This is a genomic window from Variovorax sp. PAMC 28711 (genome assembly GCF_001577265.1).
Classification (GTDB): Bacteria; Pseudomonadota; Gammaproteobacteria; order Burkholderiales; family Burkholderiaceae_C; genus Variovorax.
In genome coordinates this window covers 335440-353597 of sequence record NZ_CP014517.1, presented here as the reverse complement: position 1 = coordinate 353597, position 18158 = coordinate 335440, and the positions used below count along the sequence as shown (strand labels likewise).

Below are 18158 nucleotides of genomic sequence, written 5' to 3'. Positions count from 1 at the left end.
GCGATTCGGCGTGCTGGTTCAGCCCGCGGTGGCCTGTCGCACCGCGTGCTCCCAGCGCGCCATCGATTCGTCGGCTTGCGCGCGGCCCATCGTCGGGAGGAAGCGGCGCTCGACGCGCCAGAGTGTCGTGAGTTGCTCGACGTTCTTGAAGAAGCCGGTCGACAGGCCGGCGAGGTAGGCGGCACCGAGCGCCGTGGTTTCGGTGACCTCCGGCCGCACGACCGGAATGCCAAGCAAATCGGCCTGGAACTGCATCAGCAAATCGTTCACGCAGGCACCGCCGTCCACGCGCAACTCGGCCACGGCTGAGCCGCCGGCGGCCACGGCATCGCGGCTCATCGCCTGCAGCAACGCGGCGCTCTGGTAGGCGATGCTTTCGAGCGCAGCACGCGCGATGTGCGCCACTGTCGTGCCGCGTGTAAGGCCCGTGATCGTGCCACGCGCGTCGGCATTCCAGTAGGGCGCGCCGAGGCCGGTGAAGGCCGGCACCATCATCACGCCGCCGGCATCGGGCACGCTCTCGGCCAGGCCCTGCACCTCGCCGCTGCCCTGAATCGCCTTGAGCCCATCGCGCAGCCACTGCACGACCGCGCCACCGACGAACACGCTGCCTTCCATCGCGTATTGCGGCTGCGCGCTGGTCTGCGCCGCGCTCGTCACGAGCAGGCCGTTCTGCGAAGGTTGGAAGGCGTCGCCGGTGTGCATCAGCAGGAAGCAGCCGGTGCCGTAGGTGTTCTTCGCCATGCCGGCCTGGAAGCAGGCCTGGCCGAAGAGGGCGCTTTGCTGGTCGCCGGCCACGCCGCCGATCGGCAGCGCGTGGCCGAGCAGCGCGGCATCGGTGTCGGCGAAGTGCGCACTGGACGGCTTCACCTCGGGCATCAGCGTCGCGGGAATGTCGAGCGCCTTCAGCAGGTCGGCGTCCCACGCGTTGGTGTGCACATTGAAAAGCATCGTGCGAGACGCGTTGCTCACGTCGGTCATGTGCACCTTGCCGCCGGTCAGCTGCCACATGAGCCAGCTGTCGATGGTGCCGAAGGCGAGCTCGCCGCGATCGGCCGATGCGCGGGCGCCCGGCACGTTGTCGAGCAACCAGCGCAGCTTCGTGCCGGAGAAGTAGGCGTCGATCACCAGGCCGGTCTTGTCGCGAATGGTGTCGGCGAGACCGTCGCGCCGCAGCTGCGCGCACATCGGCTCGGCGCGGCGGTCTTGCCAGACGATGGCGTTGTGCACCGGCATGCCAGTCTTGCGGTTCCAAAGCACGGTGGTTTCGCGCTGGTTGGTGATGCCGATGGCGTGAATGTCCCTCGCCTCCAGCTTCGCCTTCTTCAGCACGTCGCGCGCAGTGGCGAGCTGGCTCTGCCAGATCTCGCGTGGGTCGTGCTCGACCCAGCCGGGCTGCGGGTAGATCTGTGTCAGTTCCTGCTGTGCCATGGCAACGATGTGGCCTTTGCGGTCGAACACGATGCTGCGGGAACTGGAGGTGCCTTGGTCGAGGGCGAGCAGGTAAGTCATGGCATGGGTCTCGTCAATGGGCGCGCGCGATGTCGCAACGCACTTGAGCGCGTTCGAGCAACGCGGGGAAGGGTGGCGGCGGATCGGCGTCGGTGAACAGGCAATCGATGTCCGACAGCGTACCGAGTTCGATCATCGCGGGCCGGTTGAACTTGCTCGCATCGGCTGCGAGCCACACCTCGCGGGCCTGCGCAATGATGGTCTGCGCGACTTTCACTTCGCGCAGGTCGAAGTCGCGCAGCGACCCGTCGGACTCGATGCTCGACACACCGATGAGCGCGATGTCGACTTTGAACTGCCGGATGAAATCGATCGTCGCCTCGCCGACCACGGCCCGGTCGCGCGACCGCACCGAACCACCGGCGACGATCACTTCGCAGGCCGTGTTGCCGCTCAGGATGGTCGCCACGTTCAGGTTGTTGGTGATCACGCGCAGGCCGGTGTGATGCATCAGCTGCTGCGCGATCGCCTCGGTCGTGGTGCCGATGTTGAGGATCAGCGAGCAATCGTTGGGCACCTGCTGGGCGACCGCGCGCGCGATGCGCGCTTTTCCGTCCGCATGCAGCGACGCGCGCTGCTGGTAGGCGATGTTTTCGGTGGTCGAGCCCGGCATGCGCACGCCGCCGTGGAAGCGCGTCAAGAGGCCGGCGTCGGCCAGTCGCTGCACGTCGCGGCGCACCGTTTGAAGCGTCACGCCGAGCATGTCGGCAAGCTGTTCGACGGTGGTCGAGCCACGGTTGCGAACGGTGTCGAGCAATTTGATCTGGCGGGGATTTGAATTCACGGCGAACGGGCACTCTCGGGAGTTGGTACTCTAGAACGAAAGAAAACGAATCTTGTTGAGGGTAAACCACCAGAAATATCGCGCAACAAGGAACCAAAATGAATCAATACGAAAAACCTGAATCGCCCGCCGTGAACGCTGTTTCTCCCTCGCCACCTGCCGATGCCACCGATTGCGATGTGCTCATCATCGGCGGCGGCATCAACGGCTGCGGCATCGCACGCGACCTGGCGGGCCGCGGCTGGCGCGTCATGCTGTGCGAGAAGGACGATCTCGCCTCGCACACCTCATCGTCATCCACCAAGCTGATCCACGGCGGCCTGCGCTACCTCGAATACTACGAATTCGCGCTCGTGCGCAAGGCGCTGCAAGAGCGCGAGGTGCTGCTCAAGAGCGCGCCGCACATCATGTGGCCGCTGCGCTTCGTGATGCCGCACGACCCGTCGACGCGGCCGGCCTGGATGATTCGCATCGGTCTGTTCCTCTATGACCATCTGGCCAAGCGCGAAGTGCTTCCAGGTTCGCGTGGCATTGACCTGCGCACGCATGTAGCAGGCAAGCCGCTCAAGCCGCTGTTCAAGCGCGGCTTCGTCTACTCCGACGGCTGGGTCGACGATGCACGGCTGGTGCTGCTCACCGCCATCGATGCGCGCGCGCGCGGCGCCGAGGTGCTCACGCGCACCCGCTGCACGAGCGCACAGCGCGCGGCCGAGGGCTGGACCGCGACGCTCGAAGGCCCGGGCGGCACGCGCACCGTGCGCGCCCGCGCCGTGGTGAACGCCGCGGGCCCATGGGCCGAATCCTTTCTGCGCGGCGTCGCGCACTCGGCGCATGGCGAGTCGATGGCCACCAAGAGCCTGCGGCTGGTCAAGGGCAGTCATCTCGTGGTCAAGCGGCTGTTCGAGCACGACCATGCCTACATCTTCCAGAGCCCGGACAAGCGGATCATCTTCGCGATCCCCTACCAGGACGACTTCACGCTGATCGGCACCACCGACATCGAACTGCAGGGCGACGACCCGGGCGCCGCGAAGATCGGCAACGACGAGATCGTCTATCTGTGCGAACAGGTGAGCCGCTATTTCGAGAAGCCCCTGACGCCGGCCGACGTGGTGTGGACCTATTCGGGCGTGCGCCCGCTGCTCGACGATGCATCCGGCGATCCGTCGGCCGTCACGCGCGACTACCTGCTCGAATCCAACACCGCCGGTGCGCCGCTGCTGTCGGTGTGGGGCGGCAAGATCACCACCTTTCGCAAGCTGGCCGAAGACGCGGCCGATGAGGTCGGCCAGATGCTGGGGCAAGACCGCGCACAACGCCCGGCCTGGACCGACGGCGCCTTTCTCGCCGGCGGCGACCTGTCCGCCTGGATCGGCCCGCATGTCAAGGGCGCGCGGCCCGATGCCGAGTTCGAGCGTTTCGTGGCCGCCGTGCAGGCCCGCTACCCCTGGCTCGACGCGAAGCTGGCACGCCGGCTGGCCCGCGCCTACGGTGCACGCATCGAAGAACTGATCGGCGATGCCACCGCGATGGACGACATGGGTGCCGCCGTGGCGCCCGGCCTGCACGAGCGCGAGCTGCGCTTCATGCAGGCGCGCGAATGGGTGCAGACCGGCGACGACGCGCTTTGGCGCCGGTCCAAGCTCGGCCTGCACTACACGTCGGAACAGCGCGCTGCGGTCGACGCCTGGCTGCAGGTGCACCCCCAACACTGAGGAACACGGATGCAACTGACACTCGAGCGCGTCACCAAGAAGGTGGGCGCCCAGACCTGGCTCTACGCCCAGAGCATCGCCCCACGCAGCGGCGCGGTGACCGTGCTGCTCGGCGCGACCCAGGCCGGCAAGACCAGCCTGATGCGCCTGATGGCGGGGCTCGACACGCCCAGCGAAGGCAAGGTGCTGGTCGACGGCCGGGACGTGACCGGCATGCCGGTGCGCGAGCGCAACGTGGCCATGGTCTACCAGCAGTTCATCAACTATCCCTCGCTCACGGTGGCCGACAACATCGCCTCGCCGCTCAAGCTGCGCGGTGAGAAGAACGTCGACTCGCAGGTGCGCGCCTTGGCCGACAAGCTGCACATCGGCATGTTCCTCGACCGCCTGCCGGCCGAGCTCTCGGGTGGCCAGCAGCAGCGCGTGGCACTGGCGCGTGCGCTCGCCAAGAACGCGCCGCTGATGCTGCTCGACGAGCCGCTGGTCAACCTCGACTACAAGCTGCGCGAGGGCCTGCGCGAAGAACTCACCCAGCTGTTTGCCAGCGGCGATTCGACCGTGATCTACGCCACCACCGAACCTGGCGAGGCACTGCTGCTCGGCGGCTACACGGCCGTGATGGATGCGGGCGAACTGCTGCAGTACGGCCCGACCTCGGAGGTGTTTCACGAGCCCAAGTCGCTGCGCGTGGCGCGCGCCTTCAGCGATCCGCCGATGAACCTGCTGGCAGCGACGGCGGCCCCGGGTGGCGTGCAACTCGTCGGCGGGCCGGCGCTGGCCATGCCGTTGTCCGCGCCGGGCGCGGCCACGCTCACCGTCGGCCTGCGTTCGGGTGCGCTCCACGTCGATGCAGCGCAAGGGGACCTCTCGCTCGCCGGCAAGGTTGAGCTCGCGGAGATCTCGGGCTCCGACACCTTCGTGCATGTGCACACGGCAGTCGGCGAACTGGTGGCGCAGCTCACCGGTGTGCATCGCTTCGAACTGGGCGCAGCGCTCACTCTGTACTTCAACGCGTCGCAAGCGTACGTCTTCGACGCCGCCGGCGATCTGCTCGTCGCTCCCCGCTGGCGAAAGGGGGTCTGACATGGCACGCATCGACCTCGACCTCGCGCACGCCTACCGTGTCAACCCGCAGCAGGACAGCGACTATGCGCTGCTGCCCCTCAAGATGAGCTTCCGTGACGGCGGAGCCTATGCCCTGCTCGGTCCCTCGGGCTGCGGCAAGACGACCATGCTCAACATCATCTCGGGCCTGCTCGTGCCATCGCACGGCAGCGTCACCTTCGACGGGCGCGATGTCACGAAGGCCAGCCCGCAGGAACGCAACATCGCGCAGGTGTTTCAGTTCCCCGTGATCTACGACACCATGACGGTGGCCGAGAACCTGGCCTTCCCGCTGCGCAACCGCAAGGTGCCGGCCGACCAGATCAAGAAGCGCGTCGGCGAAATCGCCGAGATGCTCGACATGAGTGCGCAGCTCGACCAGCGCGCAGCCGGCCTGGCCGCCGACGCGAAGCAGAAGATCTCGCTGGGCCGCGGCCTAGTGCGCAGCGACGTGTCGGCCGTGCTCTTCGACGAGCCGCTGACCGTGATCGACCCGCACCTCAAGTGGCAGCTGCGCCGCAAGCTCAAGCAGATCCACCGCGAGCTCAAGCTCACGCTGATCTACGTCACGCACGACCAGGTGGAGGCGCTGACCTTCGCCGAGGAAGTGGTGGTGATGACGCGCGGCAAGGCGGTGCAGGTCGGCAGCGCCGAGGCGTTGTTCGAGCGGCCGGCCCACACCTTCGTCGGCCATTTCATCGGTTCGCCGGGCATGAACTTCCTTCCGGCGCACAGCACTGGCGGCATGCTCGATATAGCGGGCACGCAGCTCACCGGGCTGCGCGCTTTGCCCGACGGCGCGCTCAAGCTCGGCATCCGCCCCGAATACCTGCGCCTGGCCGACGCTCATGCCGTCGGCGCGGTGCCCGCCACCGTGACGCAGGTGCAGGACGTCGGCACCCATACGATGTTGAGTGCCATCGCAAACGACACGCCACTCAAGGCGCGGCTGCATTCCGACCTGTTGCCACCTGCGGTGGGCGACACCGTCTGGCTCAAGGTGCTGGACGCCCACACCTGCTACTACCGTGACGAGGAGCTGGTGGCATGAGCACGACGACCAAACCCGTGAATCAGAGAGCCTGGTTTTTGATCCTGCCGGTGCTGATCTGCGTCGCCTTCTCGGCCATCGTGCCGCTGATGACGGTGGTCAACTACTCGGTGCAGGACATCATCTCGCCCGAACGGCGCGTGTTCGTCGGCACCGAGTGGTTCGCCGCGATGATGCGCGACAGCGAACTGCATGAGGCGCTGTTCCGTCAGCTCGGCTTCTCGTTTTCCGTGCTGCTGGTCGAGATTCCACTGGGCGTCGCGCTCGCGCTGTCGATGCCGGCCAAGGGCTGGAAGTCGTCGGCCGTTCTGGTGGTGATCGCGCTGTCGCTGCTGATCCCGTGGAACGTGGTCGGCACCATCTGGCAGATCTACGGCCGCGCCGACATCGGCCTCTTGGGCTACACGCTGCAGAAGATCGGCATCGACTACAGCTACACCGGCAACGCGACCGATGCCTGGCTCACGGTGTTGGTGATGGACGTGTGGCACTGGACGCCGCTGGTCGCCTTGCTCGGCTTCGCCGGGCTGCGCTCCATTCCCGACGCCTACTACCAGGCCGCACGCATTGACGGCGCCAGCAAGTTCGCCGTGTTCCGCTACATCCAGCTGCCCAAGATGCGCGGCGTGCTAATGATCGCAGTGTTGCTGCGCTTCATGGACAGCTTCATGATCTACACCGAGCCCTTCGTTCTGACAGGTGGCGGTCCGGGCAACGCGACCACCTTCCTGTCGCAGTACCTCACGCAGAAGGCGGTCGGCCAATTCGACCTCGGCCCGGCCGCGGCCTTCTCGCTGATCTATTTCCTGATCATCCTGCTGCTGTGCTTCATCCTCTACAACTGGATGCAGCGCGTCGGAACCCAGAAGGTGGAGGTGGAGCAATGAACGAAAAACGCTTCCACAAGCGCAGCATCTTCCTGCTGCTGTACATCGTGTTCGCCCTGTTGCCCATCTACTGGATGATCAACATGAGCTTCAAGACGAACGAGGAAATTCTCTCGAGCTTCTCGTTCTTTCCGCAGCACTTCACCTGGGCCAACTACGTCCGCATCTTCACCGACGAGAGCTGGTACTCGGGCTACATCAACAGCCTGATCTACGTGGGCATCAACACCGTGATCTCGCTCGCGGTGGCGCTGCCCGCGGCCTATGCCTTCTCGCGCTATTCGTTCCTGGGCGACAAGCACGTCTTCTTCTGGCTGCTGACCAACCGCATGACGCCGCCCGCGGTGTTCCTGCTGCCGTTCTTCCAGCTCTACAGCACCGTCGGCCTCATGGACACGCACCTGGGCGTGGCGCTGGCCCACCTGCTGTTCAACGTGCCGCTGGCGGTGTGGATTCTGGAGGGCTTCATGAGCGGCATTCCGCGCGAGATCGACGAGACGGCCTACATCGACGGCTACAGCTTCCCGAAGTTTTTCGTGCGGATCTTCCTGCCGCTGATCAAGGCGGGCGTCGGCGTGGCGGCCTTCTTCTGCTTCATGTTCAGCTGGGTCGAGTTGCTGCTGGCCCGCACGTTGACCAGCGTGAATGCCAAGCCGATCGTCGCGACCATGACGCGCACGGTCAGCGCCTCGGGCATGGACTGGGCCACGCTCGCCGCGGCGGGTGTGCTGACCATCGTGCCCGGCGCGATCGTCATCTGGTTCGTGCGCCATTACATTGCCAAAGGCTTTGCCATGGGGAGAGTTTGATGTTCGACTGGATGGTCTGGACCACCCCGGTGGCCGTGTTCTTTACCTGCATCGCGCTGATGCTCGCCGGCATGACCGTGTGGGAGTTCAAGTCGCCCACGGTACTGCGCAAGGGCTGGCTGCCGATCGAGACGACGCGCGGCGATCGGCTCTTCATCGGCCTGCTCGCGGCGGCCTACGTCAACCTCGTGTTCATCGGTCTGGCGGGGAAGTTCCAGGAGTGGCTGAGCCTCGAGGCCGAGCCGTCGATCTGGATCAGCTTCGTGCTGTCGATGGGCGTGCTCGCTTTGGTGATGCGCAAGGGCTGACGGCCCGTTGAATCCAAGGAATCCGGCTCTCCGCTTCCCCGGAGCCGTGATCAGACAACACCGGGGAAGCACAACCGAGGAGACAAACTCATGAAGATGCGCTACACGGCACTGGCACTGGCAGCGGCGATGTTCGCTGCGCACGGTGCGTCGGCAGGAGAGGCCGAAGCCAAGAAATGGATCGACAGCGAATTCCAGCCATCGACCTTGTCCAAGGACAAGCAGATGGAGGAGATGAAGTGGTTCATCGACGCGGCCAAGAAGCTGCAGGCCAAGGGCGTCAAGGAAATCTCGGTCGTGTCCGAAACGCTCACGACGCACGAGTACGAATCCAAAACGCTGGCCAAGGCCTTCGAGGAAATCACCGGCATCAAGGTCAAGCACGACCTGATCCAGGAAGGCGACGTGGTCGAGAAGTTGCAGACCTCGATGCAGTCGGGCAAGTCGATCTACGACGGCTGGGTCAACGATTCCGACCTGATCGGCACCCACTACCGGTACGGCAAGATCATGTCGCTCACCGAGTACATGGGGGGCGCCGGCAAGGAATTCACGAACCCGGGCATCGACCTGAAGGACTACATCGGCACCAGCTTCACGACGGCGCCCGACGGCCAGATGTACCAGCTGCCCGACCAGCAGTTCGCCAACCTGTACTGGTTCCGCGCCGACCTGTTCGCGCGCAAGGACCTGCAGGACAAGTTCAAGGCCAAGTACGGCTACGACCTGGGCGTGCCGCTGAACTGGAGCGCCTACGAGGACATCGCCGATTTCTTCAGCGTCGACGTGAAGACCATCGACGGCAAGCCGATCTACGGTCACATGGACTACGGCAAGAAGGACCCGTCGCTCGGCTGGCGCTTCACCGATGCGTGGCTGTCGATGGCCGGTGCGGCCGACAAGGGCATTCCGAACGGCATGCCGATCGACGAATGGGGCATTCGCGTGGCGGCTGACAAGTGCACGCCGACCGGCGCGTCGGTGTCGCGTGGCGGCGCCACCAATTCACCGGCTGCGGTCTACGCGCTCACCAAGTACATCGACTGGATGAAGAAGTACGCGCCCAAGGAAGCCATGGGCATGACCTTCGGCGAGTCCGGGCCGGTGCCGGCGCAGGGCCAGATCGCACAACAGATCTTCTGGTACACCGCCTTTACCGCCGACATGACCAAGAAGGGCCTGCCGGTCGTCAATGAAGACGGCTCACCGAAGTGGCGCATGGCGCCTGGCCCGAACGGCCCGTACTGGAAGCAGGGCATGCAGAACGGCTATCAGGACGTCGGTTCGTGGACCTTCTTCAAGGGCCACGACGCCAACAAGACGGCAGCGGCCTGGCTGTACGCGCAGTTCGTGACGGCCAAGACCACGTCGCTCAAGAAGTCCATCACTGGCCTGACGTTCATTCGCGACAGCGACATTCGCTCCGACTATTTCACCCAGAACGCGGGCAAGTATGGTGGCCTGATCGAGTTCTACCGGAGCCCGGCGCGCGTGGCCTGGACGCCGACCGGCACCAACGTGCCCGACTACCCGAAGCTCGCGCAGCTGTGGTGGAAGAACGTGGCCGAGGCGGTCACGGGTGAGAAGACGCCGCAGAAGGCGATGGACAACCTGGCCGACGAGATGGACAACGTGATGGCCCGCCTCGAGCGCGCCGGCATGGCCAAGTGCGCCCCAAGCTGAATCCCAAGGGCGATCCTGCGAAATACCTGAGCGACGACCACGCGCCTTGGAAAAAGCTGGCCAATGAAAAGCCGAAGGGCGAGACCATCGACTACAACAAGTTGCTGAGCGCCTGGAAGGACGGCAAGGTGCGCTGAGTCACGCAACCGCGCGACGTGGGGCTGCTGTGCCGCAAGGTGCAGCAGCCCTTTTTCTTTCAGGGGCAGCGTCGTTTTGCTAGCCTGCGGTTTCTCTTTCGGCCTACGGTGATTCAGATGCGACGACGTGAACTGGGCGCCCTGGCGCTGCTGCCCTGGGCAGGCGCTCGGGCCGCCGACGACGATGTCCTGGCCCGCGCACTGCGCGCAGGCGGCTGCGCCGTGGTGTTTCGCCATGGCCAGACGGTATCTGGCATCGGCGACCCTGCGGGCTTTCGCCTGGACACCTGCAGCACGCAGCGCAACCTGAATGAGGAAGGCCGGGTTCAGGCGCGTCGCATCGGCGAATGGTTCGCGGCTCGCCAGCTGCGGCCGCTGGCCGTGCGGTCGAGCGCATGGTGCCGCTGCAGCGAAACCGCGCGGCTCGCGTTCGGCACCGTCCAGCCGTGGCCACCGCTCAATTCCACGTTCGACGACGCCGCGCTGTCGCCCGCAGCGACGGCGCGGCTGCGCGAAGCATTGCGTGCGCTGCCGCCCAACGGCTTCGAGGTATGGGTCACGCACCAGGTGAACATCACCGCGCTGACGGGTCGCTATGCGGCGTCGGGCGAGGCGTTCGTGCTCGACGCCGCCGGGACGGTGCGGGCGCAGGCACGGCTTTGAACGCAGACCGGCGGCAAGTCCGGGTCTGGATCCACGGGCTCAGCGCGTCATCGCAGCGCGCACTTCGCGGCCGAGTTCGAGCACCGACATCGCGTAGTAGCTCGACCAGTTGTAGCGCGTGATCGCGTAGAAGTTCTGCGTACCGGCGACATAGGTCGGTGCCTCGCCGCCGTTCTGCAGCTCGATCAGTGCGATCAGTCCCTTGTAGTTCTGGGCATCGCCGTCCAGCACGCCGCCGGCGGCGGTGAAGCTGTCGGCGCTGAAGGTCGGCAGGATGTCGGGCGCCAGCAGCACCGCCTTTTTCAGCCGGGCCTCGTCGAAGCGCACCGGCAGGATGGCGGGCCGGCCAGGCTGCCAGCCGAAGGCCTTGAAGTAGCTGCCCACCGAGCCGATCACGTCGTCCACGCTGTGGATCAGGTCGATGCGGCCGTCGCCGTCGAAATCGACCGCGTACTTGGCGATGCTGCTCGGCATGAACTGCGGCATGCCCATCGCGCCGGCGTAGCTGCCGAGCGGCACCATCGGATCGGCCGAGGTGCGGCTTTCGGTGCTCAGGAAGCTTTCGAGCTCGCCTCGGAAAAACGCCTGGCGTTCGGCAGCGCGCGGATGGCCTTGCGGAAAATCGAAGGCCAGCGTCGCGAGGGCGTCGATCACCCGGAAGTTGCCCATGTTCTGGCCGTAGATCGTCTCGACGCCGATGATGCCGACGATGATTTCCGGCGGCACGCCGTAGGTCGCCTCGGCGCGCGCCAGCGTGGCGCGGTTCGCGCGCCAGAAGCGCACGCCGGCGGCGATGCGCACCGGGTCGATGAAGCGGCTGCGATACACGCGCCAGTTCTTCGGCGTTCCCGCGGGCGCCGGCAGCATGAGGCGGGGCACGTTTGAGAGGTAACGCGCACTGCCGATCGTGGTGCGCACCCATTCGCGATCGAGCTGGTTGCGTGCCGCCACATCGTCGGCGAACTGCATCGCATCGGCACGCGTGGCGTAAGGCGCGCCGCCCTGCACGGCCGTGACCCGCTTGGTTGCCGGTTTTTGGGCAACCGCACCGGTGGAAACTGCGCAGGCGACCAGCGCAACGAGGGCGCCGGAGAAGAACTTCGTGGAAAAACGTCGCATGCGCAGATTGTGCCGCGCGCGCTGCAGCGCCTCAGCGTGGCCAGACGATCCGGCGGAACGCCGCGCGCAATGTGCGCAAGTCGCGTGTCGCGTCGGCGCTGGTCTTGGCGTAGCGCTGCGCCTCGAGCTGGATCAGCCACTCGGCGGCGGGTCGCGCGGCGGCACCGAAACGCGCGCGGGCCTGTTGCGCCATCTGACGCGGTGGCGCCGCTTCGGGCACCTCGAGGCCGGCCTTCTGCAAGCGGCTGCGCGCCTGGCGCAGCAGCCGCAACCACGGGTCGTGCTGGCTGCGTTCCCACAAGGTCCAGCCGCCGCCAGCGACGCTCACGACGACGATGAGCCAGGCCAGCACCGTGATCAGGTCTTGCAGGCTGGGCGCATCGAAGCCGAGGCTCTTCAGCAGGTCGAGCTGGCGACTCTGCGTGTAGCTCAGCACCCACTGGTTCCAGCCGTTGTTGACGGCTTCCCAGGCCGCGCGCACGTCCTGCAAGAGCGTCGGGCTGAAGGTGCCGATGGCGCCGGCGAACAGCCCCGGCTGCGGCGCGAGGCGATTGAAGAGGCCGATGCGGTTCGGCGAGACCGACGCCGTCGGGTCGACGCGCACCCAGCCGCTGCCTTCCTGCCAGACCTCGGCCCACGCGTGCGCATCGCTCTGGCGCAACACCCAGTAGTTGTCGACGCCATTGAGCTCGCCGCCCTGGTAACCGGTGACGATGCGGGCCGGGATGTCGAGCGCGCGCATGAGGACCACGAAAGACGATGCGATGTGTTCGCAAAAGCCTTCCTTGCGATCGAACCAGAACTCGTCGGCGGTCTGCTCGCCGTACACGCCGGGGTCGAGTGTGTAGGTGTAGCCGCCGGTGCGCAGGCGCTCCTGCACGGCGCGCACAAAGCCTTGCGTGGTGGCGCCGGCGAGCGCCGGGTCGGCGCGCATTTCGGCCGCCAGCGCGACCGTTCGCGGGTTCGAGTTGCGCGGCAGCGCGAGGTTGGCGTCCAGCGTCGCGTCACGCCGCACCGGGCCGCTCAGGAACCGCGTGTAGCTCTCGGCACGGTAGCGCGTCAAATCGTTGAGGATGCGGGTCGAAAACCATTGCAGGTCCGGCGTGCCGCTCACTTCGAGGCCGGGTCCGGCCGGACGTTCCTTCGCCGCGTCGAGTGCGAGAAGCCAGGGCCGATTGCTCGGCTCGAGCGTCACCTCGTAGCGCACCGGCTCGCCCTGCACGCGCAGGTTCGATGTGCGGGTGCCGCGCGACCACGACGGCAGGGCCGTCCATTCGCGGCCGTCGAATTGCGCGAGCACCGGACCCCGAAAGTACATGTCGCGCTGGGCTGGCGGTGTGCCTTCGAACTTGACGCGTGCGGCGATGGTGTCGTCCAGCGCGAGCCGCGCGATGGTGCCGACGCGCATGGTGTTCGACAGGCCGCTGCGTCCGGTCATGGCGTCGCCGGGCGTGCCCCACAACGGCGCGAGCCGCGGAAACAACAGGAACAGCACCAGCATGATCGGCGCGCCGAGCAGCGCCATGCCGCAGGCTGTGCGCGCCGCCTGCGCGAGCGGCGGCCGGCCGACCGGCATGTGCGCGTTGACCAGCGCCGTCAGCAGGCCGAGCAGCGCGAGCAGCATGATGAACGCCGTCGTGAGCGACTGCGAATAGAAGAAGTTCGTGAGCATCGCGAAGAAGCCCAGAAAGAAGATCACGAACGCATCGCGCCGGGCGCGCAGCTCCAGCGTCTTGAGCGCGAGCAGCACGACGACGAGCGTGACGCCGGCATCGCGGCCGAGCAGCGTGCGGTGCGTGGCGAAAGTGGCCGCCACGGTGACGATCAACAACGCGGCGCGCCACCAGCGGCCCGGCAGCGGGCGGGCCCGGACCGCGAGCGCGCCGCGCCACCCCAACACCGCAGCGGTCAGCGCCGTGCACCACCAGGGCAGGTTGCCGACTTGGGGCAGCACGATGAGCGCGATCACGCCGAGCAGAAACAGCGTGTCGCGCGCGTCGCGCGGCAGGCTGGCCAGGCGGCCGAGCGGTCGGTTGGCAGGGTTCAGCATGTCGCCAGCACCTCGAGACACGCGCGCTTGTGCGCTTCGCCTTGCGAGGGTTTCAGCGTGCGGCCGGGGACGCGCAGCCCGTAGTCGACGCCGAGGCGGTCCGCCATCAACACCCAGGCGCACAGGCGGGACAGGCGCGCCTCCAGGTCGGGCAGGGCGGCGGCTTGCGCATCGAGCCAGAGTTGTTCGTGTTGCGTCTGCTGGGTGTCGCGGCTCGCCAGGTCGTCGGAGCCGGCGGCTTGCGCGCGCGCCGCTTTCTTCCAGACCACCAGCTTGAGCGGATCGCCGCGGCGGTAGGGCCGCACGCCGTCGTATTCGCCCGCGGCCTGGGTGCGCATCAGCGCAGCCGCGGCGGACTGGCCCGACAGCGGTTCGCCGGGCGGCAGGGCCGGTGGATGCAGCTCGGGCGCCGGGTAGACCAGCATCTGCGCCGCCGGCCTCCAGACGCACCACACGCGAAAGGTGCCGAGCGGAAACCGCGTCTCGGCAGTGAGCGGCGGCACCGGATAGACACCGCGGCGCGGCGGCTGGAACGCGATCTCCACCGTCTCGCTGCCGCCCGCCGGCACGTCGCTCCAGGCCCACTGGCCGCTGCCGCGCACCGCCATGCCGATGCCGTAGCGAACCGAGCGCCGCGCGTTGTGAAGCACGACCCGGAAGACCGCTGCGGCGCCTGCGTACTGCGCCTCGGGCGCGATCAGGTGCAGCGCCAGGCCGCGCAGGGTGCCGTGGCACACGTGCATGCCGACCGCCACGCTCCCCGCGAGCAGGAAGGTGAGCAGGTAGCCGAGGTTGAGCTGGTAGTTGATCGATGCGATCAGCAGCACCAGCAGCGTGCCGGCCAGCATCCAGCCGGCGCGCGTCGGCACGATGTAGACGTTGCGCTGCGTGAGTTCGAGCGTGTCGCTCGGCGGCCGGCGCGACAGGAACCAGCCGTCGAGGCGTCGACGCGCGAACGCCAGCGGATTCACGGCAAGGGCGTCGCCGCGACCATGGCACGCACCTGCTCGACCGCACCGCGACCCGCGTCGCCGACCGGGGTGAGCCGGTGGGCGATGGTCTGCGGCAGCACCGCCTGCACGTCGTCGGGCGCGACATAGTCGCGGTTGGCGAGCAGCGCCTGCGCCTTGGCGGCGCGCAGCACCGCGATGCCCGCGCGTGGCGACAGGCCCTGCAGGAACCAGCGCCCGCTGCGCGTCGCGGCGATCAGGTCCTGCACATAGTTGAGCAAAGGTTCGGCCGCATGCACCTGCTGCACCTCCTGCTGCAACGCCGTGAGCTCGCCGGCCGTCAGCAGGGCGGGCAGGCTGGCCAGCATTTCGCGCCGGTCGGCACCGGCCAGCAACAGGCGCTCGGCGGCGCGGTCGGGGTAGCCGAGCGAGATGCGCATGAGGAACCGGTCGAGCTGCGACTCGGGCAACGCGAACGTGCCAAGCTGGTCGTGCGGGTTCTGCGTGGCGATCACGAAGAAGGGCGTCGGCAACGGCCGGGTTTCGCCCTCGACGGTGACCTGCTTCTCTTCCATCGCTTCGAGCAGTGCGCTTTGCGTCTTGGGGCTCGCGCGGTTGATCTCGTCGGCCAGCAGCACCTGGGCAAAGATCGGCCCGGGATGGAACACGAAGGCCTGTTGCCCGCGATCGTAGATCGCGACGCCCGACAGGTCGCCCGGCATCAGGTCCGCGGTGAACTGCACGCGCGAGAACTGCAGGCCGAAGGTGTGCGAAAGGGCGTGGGCAAGGGTGGTTTTGCCCACGCCGGGCACATCTTCGATCAGCAGATGACCACCGGCCAAAAGGCAGGCCACGCAGTCGCGGACCTGCGCCTCTTTGCCCACAATCACCGTGTTAAGCTGACTCAACAGGCTGGCGAGCTTCGTTGCGACGTCCAATTTTGTATCCATATGCAAACCATACCGCAAGCCTCGCAGCCCCACGCTGCATGAGGCCTCGGCTGCCATCGAGACATGGGAAAAACCGGTTATTTCACGCACCGCGATTTCTGGAAGCACGAGATGGGCCGCGGCCATCCCGAGTGCCCCGAACGCCTCGATGCCATTGAAGATCGACTGTTGGCGACCGGCGTCGGCGACGCCCTCGAGCGTTGCGATGTCCCGCTCGCCACGCTGCCGCAAATCACGCGCGCCCACACTGCGGCGCATGTCGAACACCTCGAAGAACTCAGTCAGCGCCTGATCGCTGATGTGTCGGTCGGCGGTCCGGCCTATGCGCAGGTCGACCCCGACACATCGCTCAACCGGTTCACCGTGCTGGCGGCGCGCCGTGCCGCCGGCGCTGCCATCGCCGCGACCGACGCGGTCATTTCGGGCCAGCTCGAAAACGCCTTTTGCGCCGTGCGTCCACCAGGGCATCACGCGTGTCGCGACCAGGCGATGGGCTTTTGCTTCCTGAACAACATCGCCATCGCGGCACGGCATGCCGTCGAAGTGCACGGGCTCAAGCGCGTCGCGGTGGTCGACTTCGATGTGCACCACGGCAACGGCACCGAGAACATCCTGTCGAACGACCCGCATGTGCTGATGGTCGGCTTCTTCCAGCATCCGTTCTATCCGTACAGCGGTGCCGACCATCCGGCCGAGAACATGCTGAACCTGCCTGTGCCGGCCTACACCAAGGGCATGGACGTGCGCGAACTCATCGAGATGATGTGGATTCCGCGCCTCGAAGCGTTCCAGCCCGAGATGATCTTCGTGAGCGCCGGTTTCGACGCGCACCGCGACGACGACCTGGCCCAGATGGGGCTCAACGAGAACGACTTCACCTGGATCACCAGCCGCATCCACGACATCGCGCGCCGCTATTCGAAGGGCCGCATCGTCTCGATGCTGGAAGGCGGCTACCACCTCGACGCGCTCGCGCGCAGCGTCGAGGCGCACATCCGCGTGCTGGCCGACCTGTAGCCTCGATGCTCAGCGACTTCCAGCGGCGTCTTGCGCTGATCGATTTCCGGACCGTCACGGTCGAGTTGCTGGTGCTGGCCCTCTGTGTGGCGTTGGCCTGGGGCCTCTGCCGCTGGTTCGGGCGCGACCAGGCGAAAGACTCGATCTGGTTCGGCGAGCGCACCTACGACGGACTGCTGTTTCCCTTGCTCGCGCTGTTGCTGACCGACCTCGCTCGCCGCGGCGTGATCACGTTCCAGCCGGTGCTGGTACTGCGCATCGCGGTGTCGGTGTTTCTGTCGCTGGCTGCCATCCGCCTCTTTGCTCGAGTGCTGCGCGCGGTGTATCCCGCGTCGTCGCTGGTGCGACTGGTCGAGCGGACCATTTCGTGGGTTGCGTGGATCGCGGCGATCCTCTGGATCGTCGGGTTGCTGCCGCCGGTGCTTGCCGAACTCGACCAGATCACGCTGGCCTTCGGCAAGACGCGCGTCAGCGTGCGCACGGTGTTCGAGGGCATCCTGTCGGCCGGCGTGGTGCTCATGATCGCGCTCTGGATTGCCGCCACCATCGAGAAGCGCATCCTGCGCGAAGCGGTCACCGACCTCTCGATGCGCAAGGTTGCATCGAACGCGATCCGCGCGGTCCTGCTGCTCATCGGCCTCCTGTTCGCGCTGTCGGCAGTGGGTGTGGATCTCACCGCGTTGTCGGTGCTCGGGGGCGCGCTCGGCGTCGGTCTCGGCCTCGGGTTGCAGAAGCTCGCGGCGAACTACGTGAGCGGTTTCGTGATCCTGCTGGAGCGCTCGATCCGCATCGGCGACAACGTGAAGGTCGACGGCTTCGAAGGCCGCATCACCGACATCAAGACGCGCTACACGCTCGTGCGCGCTGGCAACGGGCGCGAGTCGATCGTGCCGAACGAATCGCTCATCACCAGCCGGGTGGAAAACCTCTCGCTGGCCGATCGCAAGTTCAACATCCAGACCCACATCGTGGTTGGGTACGAAAGCAACATGTCCGAGGTGCAGGGCATCCTCACCGGCGCGGCCGCGGCGCAGGCGCGCGTGATGACCGATCCTGCGCCGGTGGCGTATCTCGTGAACTTCGCGCCGGACGGCATCGAGTTCAATCTGCACTTCTGGATCGCCGACCCCGACAAGGGCAAGGACAATGTGCGCTCCGACATCAACGTCGCGATCCTCGAAGGCCTGCGTGCGGCGCAGATCGACATTCCGTATCCGCAGCGCGTGGTGCGCGTGGAGTCCTTGCCGACGAACGGGTCTTCTGCGCAAGACACTCGCCTATAATCACGGAAAAGCACGGTCGTTCGTTTTTTCCCTTGCCGCAGGCGGGGCTGATTGAAATGGACAGTACCGTGAGGGGTCGCCGCCTAGAATGTTCGGCTGCCCTGCCACCCCGGTTTTGCAATCCAATGGAGTCATA

At 66.6% G+C, this 18158-nt stretch carries 15 protein-coding genes and 1 pseudogene; 10 read left to right on the top strand and 6 right to left on the bottom strand.

Going from position 1 to position 18158, the window contains the following annotated elements; all coding sequences use genetic code 11:
• Positions 1–18: 18 nt before the first annotated feature.
• Together glpK and AX767_RS01905 are read right to left on the bottom strand one after the other, a co-directional pair.
• Positions 19–1512, bottom strand: coding sequence for a glycerol kinase GlpK (glpK, locus tag AX767_RS01910; RefSeq protein WP_068628149.1), 1494 nt, complete (start codon positions 1510–1512; stop codon positions 19–21).
• A gap of 13 nt (positions 1513–1525) precedes the next feature.
• Positions 1526–2296, bottom strand: coding sequence for a DeoR/GlpR family DNA-binding transcription regulator (locus AX767_RS01905; RefSeq protein ID WP_068628147.1), 771 nt, complete (start codon positions 2294–2296; stop codon positions 1526–1528).
• A gap of 98 nt (positions 2297–2394) precedes the next feature.
• On the opposite strand from AX767_RS01905, the gene glpD reads away from it, so the two are divergent.
• From glpD to AX767_RS01865, 8 genes and pseudogenes are all read left to right on the top strand, one after another.
• A complete protein-coding gene (gene glpD / locus AX767_RS01900) occupies positions 2395–4011 on the top strand; it encodes a glycerol-3-phosphate dehydrogenase (RefSeq protein WP_068628145.1) in 1617 nt (538 codons plus the stop codon).
• 9 nt (positions 4012–4020) lie between these two features.
• Positions 4021–5094: an ABC transporter ATP-binding protein gene (locus AX767_RS01895; RefSeq protein ID WP_068628144.1), complete on the top strand. Its 1074-nt coding sequence runs from the start codon at positions 4021–4023 to the stop codon at positions 5092–5094.
• Position 5095: 1 nt separating this feature from the next.
• Positions 5096–6166, top strand: a complete 1071-nt coding sequence (locus tag AX767_RS01890; protein WP_068628143.1) for an ABC transporter ATP-binding protein — start codon at positions 5096–5098, stop codon at positions 6164–6166.
• A complete protein-coding gene (locus tag AX767_RS01885; protein ID WP_068628141.1) occupies positions 6163–7053 on the top strand; it encodes a carbohydrate ABC transporter permease in 891 nt (296 codons plus the stop codon). The genes AX767_RS01890 and AX767_RS01885 overlap by 4 nt, the downstream gene beginning before the upstream one ends.
• Positions 7050–7862, top strand: a complete 813-nt coding sequence (locus AX767_RS01880; protein WP_068628140.1) for a carbohydrate ABC transporter permease — start codon at positions 7050–7052, stop codon at positions 7860–7862. Before AX767_RS01885 ends, AX767_RS01880 begins: the two co-directional genes overlap by 4 nt.
• Positions 7862–8170, top strand: coding sequence for a DUF2160 domain-containing protein (locus AX767_RS01875; protein ID WP_068628139.1), 309 nt, complete (start codon positions 7862–7864; stop codon positions 8168–8170). The genes AX767_RS01880 and AX767_RS01875 overlap by 1 nt, the downstream gene beginning before the upstream one ends.
• A 90-nt stretch (positions 8171–8260) precedes the next feature.
• A pseudogene (locus AX767_RS01870) lies at positions 8261–9990 on the top strand (ABC transporter substrate-binding protein).
• Between the two features lie 117 nt (positions 9991–10107).
• A complete protein-coding gene (locus AX767_RS01865; protein WP_082754757.1) occupies positions 10108–10653 on the top strand; it encodes a histidine phosphatase family protein in 546 nt (181 codons plus the stop codon).
• A 39-nt stretch (positions 10654–10692) separates the two neighbouring features.
• Here the strand turns inward: AX767_RS01865 and mltB are convergent, their stop codons facing one another.
• Genes mltB through AX767_RS01845 form a run of 4 tightly spaced genes read right to left on the bottom strand, consistent with a single transcriptional unit; the run spans position 10693 to position 15722 of the window.
• Positions 10693–11772 (bottom strand): lytic murein transglycosylase B, encoded by a 1080-nt coding sequence (mltB, locus tag AX767_RS01860; RefSeq protein WP_068628138.1) that lies wholly within the window; start codon positions 11770–11772, stop codon positions 10693–10695.
• A gap of 31 nt (positions 11773–11803) precedes the next feature.
• Positions 11804–13822, bottom strand: a complete 2019-nt coding sequence (locus tag AX767_RS01855; protein WP_068628132.1) for a transglutaminase family protein — start codon at positions 13820–13822, stop codon at positions 11804–11806.
• A complete protein-coding gene (locus AX767_RS01850; protein ID WP_068628130.1) occupies positions 13816–14793 on the bottom strand; it encodes a DUF58 domain-containing protein in 978 nt (325 codons plus the stop codon). Before AX767_RS01850 ends, AX767_RS01855 begins: the two co-directional genes overlap by 7 nt.
• Positions 14790–15722 (bottom strand): AAA family ATPase, encoded by a 933-nt coding sequence (locus AX767_RS01845; RefSeq protein WP_443082763.1) that lies wholly within the window; start codon positions 15720–15722, stop codon positions 14790–14792. The genes AX767_RS01850 and AX767_RS01845 overlap by 4 nt, the downstream gene beginning before the upstream one ends.
• A 63-nt stretch (positions 15723–15785) precedes the next feature.
• Here AX767_RS01845 and AX767_RS01840 point away from each other — a divergent pair, with 63 nt between their 5' ends.
• Both AX767_RS01840 and AX767_RS01835 read left to right on the top strand, forming a co-directional pair.
• Positions 15786–16739 (top strand): histone deacetylase family protein, encoded by a 954-nt coding sequence (locus AX767_RS01840; RefSeq protein ID WP_068628126.1) that lies wholly within the window; start codon positions 15786–15788, stop codon positions 16737–16739.
• A gap of 5 nt (positions 16740–16744) precedes the next feature.
• Positions 16745–18022, top strand: a complete 1278-nt coding sequence (locus tag AX767_RS01835) for a mechanosensitive ion channel family protein (RefSeq protein WP_068628124.1) — start codon at positions 16745–16747, stop codon at positions 18020–18022.
• Positions 18023–18158: the final 136 nt, after the last annotated feature.

Coding starts and splice junctions, on each gene's coding strand:
- glpK (WP_068628149.1), bottom strand. CDS start 1,512: ATGACTTACCTGCTCGCCCTCGACCAAGGCACCTCCAGTTCCCGCAGC.
- glpD (WP_068628145.1), top strand. CDS start 2,395: ATGAATCAATACGAAAAACCTGAATCGCCCGCCGTGAACGCTGTTTCT.
- AX767_RS01895 (WP_068628144.1), top strand. CDS start 4,021: ATGCAACTGACACTCGAGCGCGTCACCAAGAAGGTGGGCGCCCAGACC.
- AX767_RS01890 (WP_068628143.1), top strand. CDS start 5,096: ATGGCACGCATCGACCTCGACCTCGCGCACGCCTACCGTGTCAACCCG.
- AX767_RS01885 (WP_068628141.1), top strand. CDS start 6,163: ATGAGCACGACGACCAAACCCGTGAATCAGAGAGCCTGGTTTTTGATC.
- AX767_RS01880 (WP_068628140.1), top strand. CDS start 7,050: ATGAACGAAAAACGCTTCCACAAGCGCAGCATCTTCCTGCTGCTGTAC.
- AX767_RS01875 (WP_068628139.1), top strand. CDS start 7,862: ATGTTCGACTGGATGGTCTGGACCACCCCGGTGGCCGTGTTCTTTACC.
- AX767_RS01865 (WP_082754757.1), top strand. CDS start 10,108: ATGCGACGACGTGAACTGGGCGCCCTGGCGCTGCTGCCCTGGGCAGGC.
- mltB (WP_068628138.1), bottom strand. CDS start 11,772: ATGCGACGTTTTTCCACGAAGTTCTTCTCCGGCGCCCTCGTTGCGCTG.
- AX767_RS01855 (WP_068628132.1), bottom strand. CDS start 13,822: ATGCTGAACCCTGCCAACCGACCGCTCGGCCGCCTGGCCAGCCTGCCG.
- AX767_RS01845 (WP_443082763.1), bottom strand. CDS start 15,722: ATGGATACAAAATTGGACGTCGCAACGAAGCTCGCCAGCCTGTTGAGT.
- AX767_RS01840 (WP_068628126.1), top strand. CDS start 15,786: ATGGGAAAAACCGGTTATTTCACGCACCGCGATTTCTGGAAGCACGAG.
- AX767_RS01835 (WP_068628124.1), top strand. CDS start 16,745: ATGCTCAGCGACTTCCAGCGGCGTCTTGCGCTGATCGATTTCCGGACC.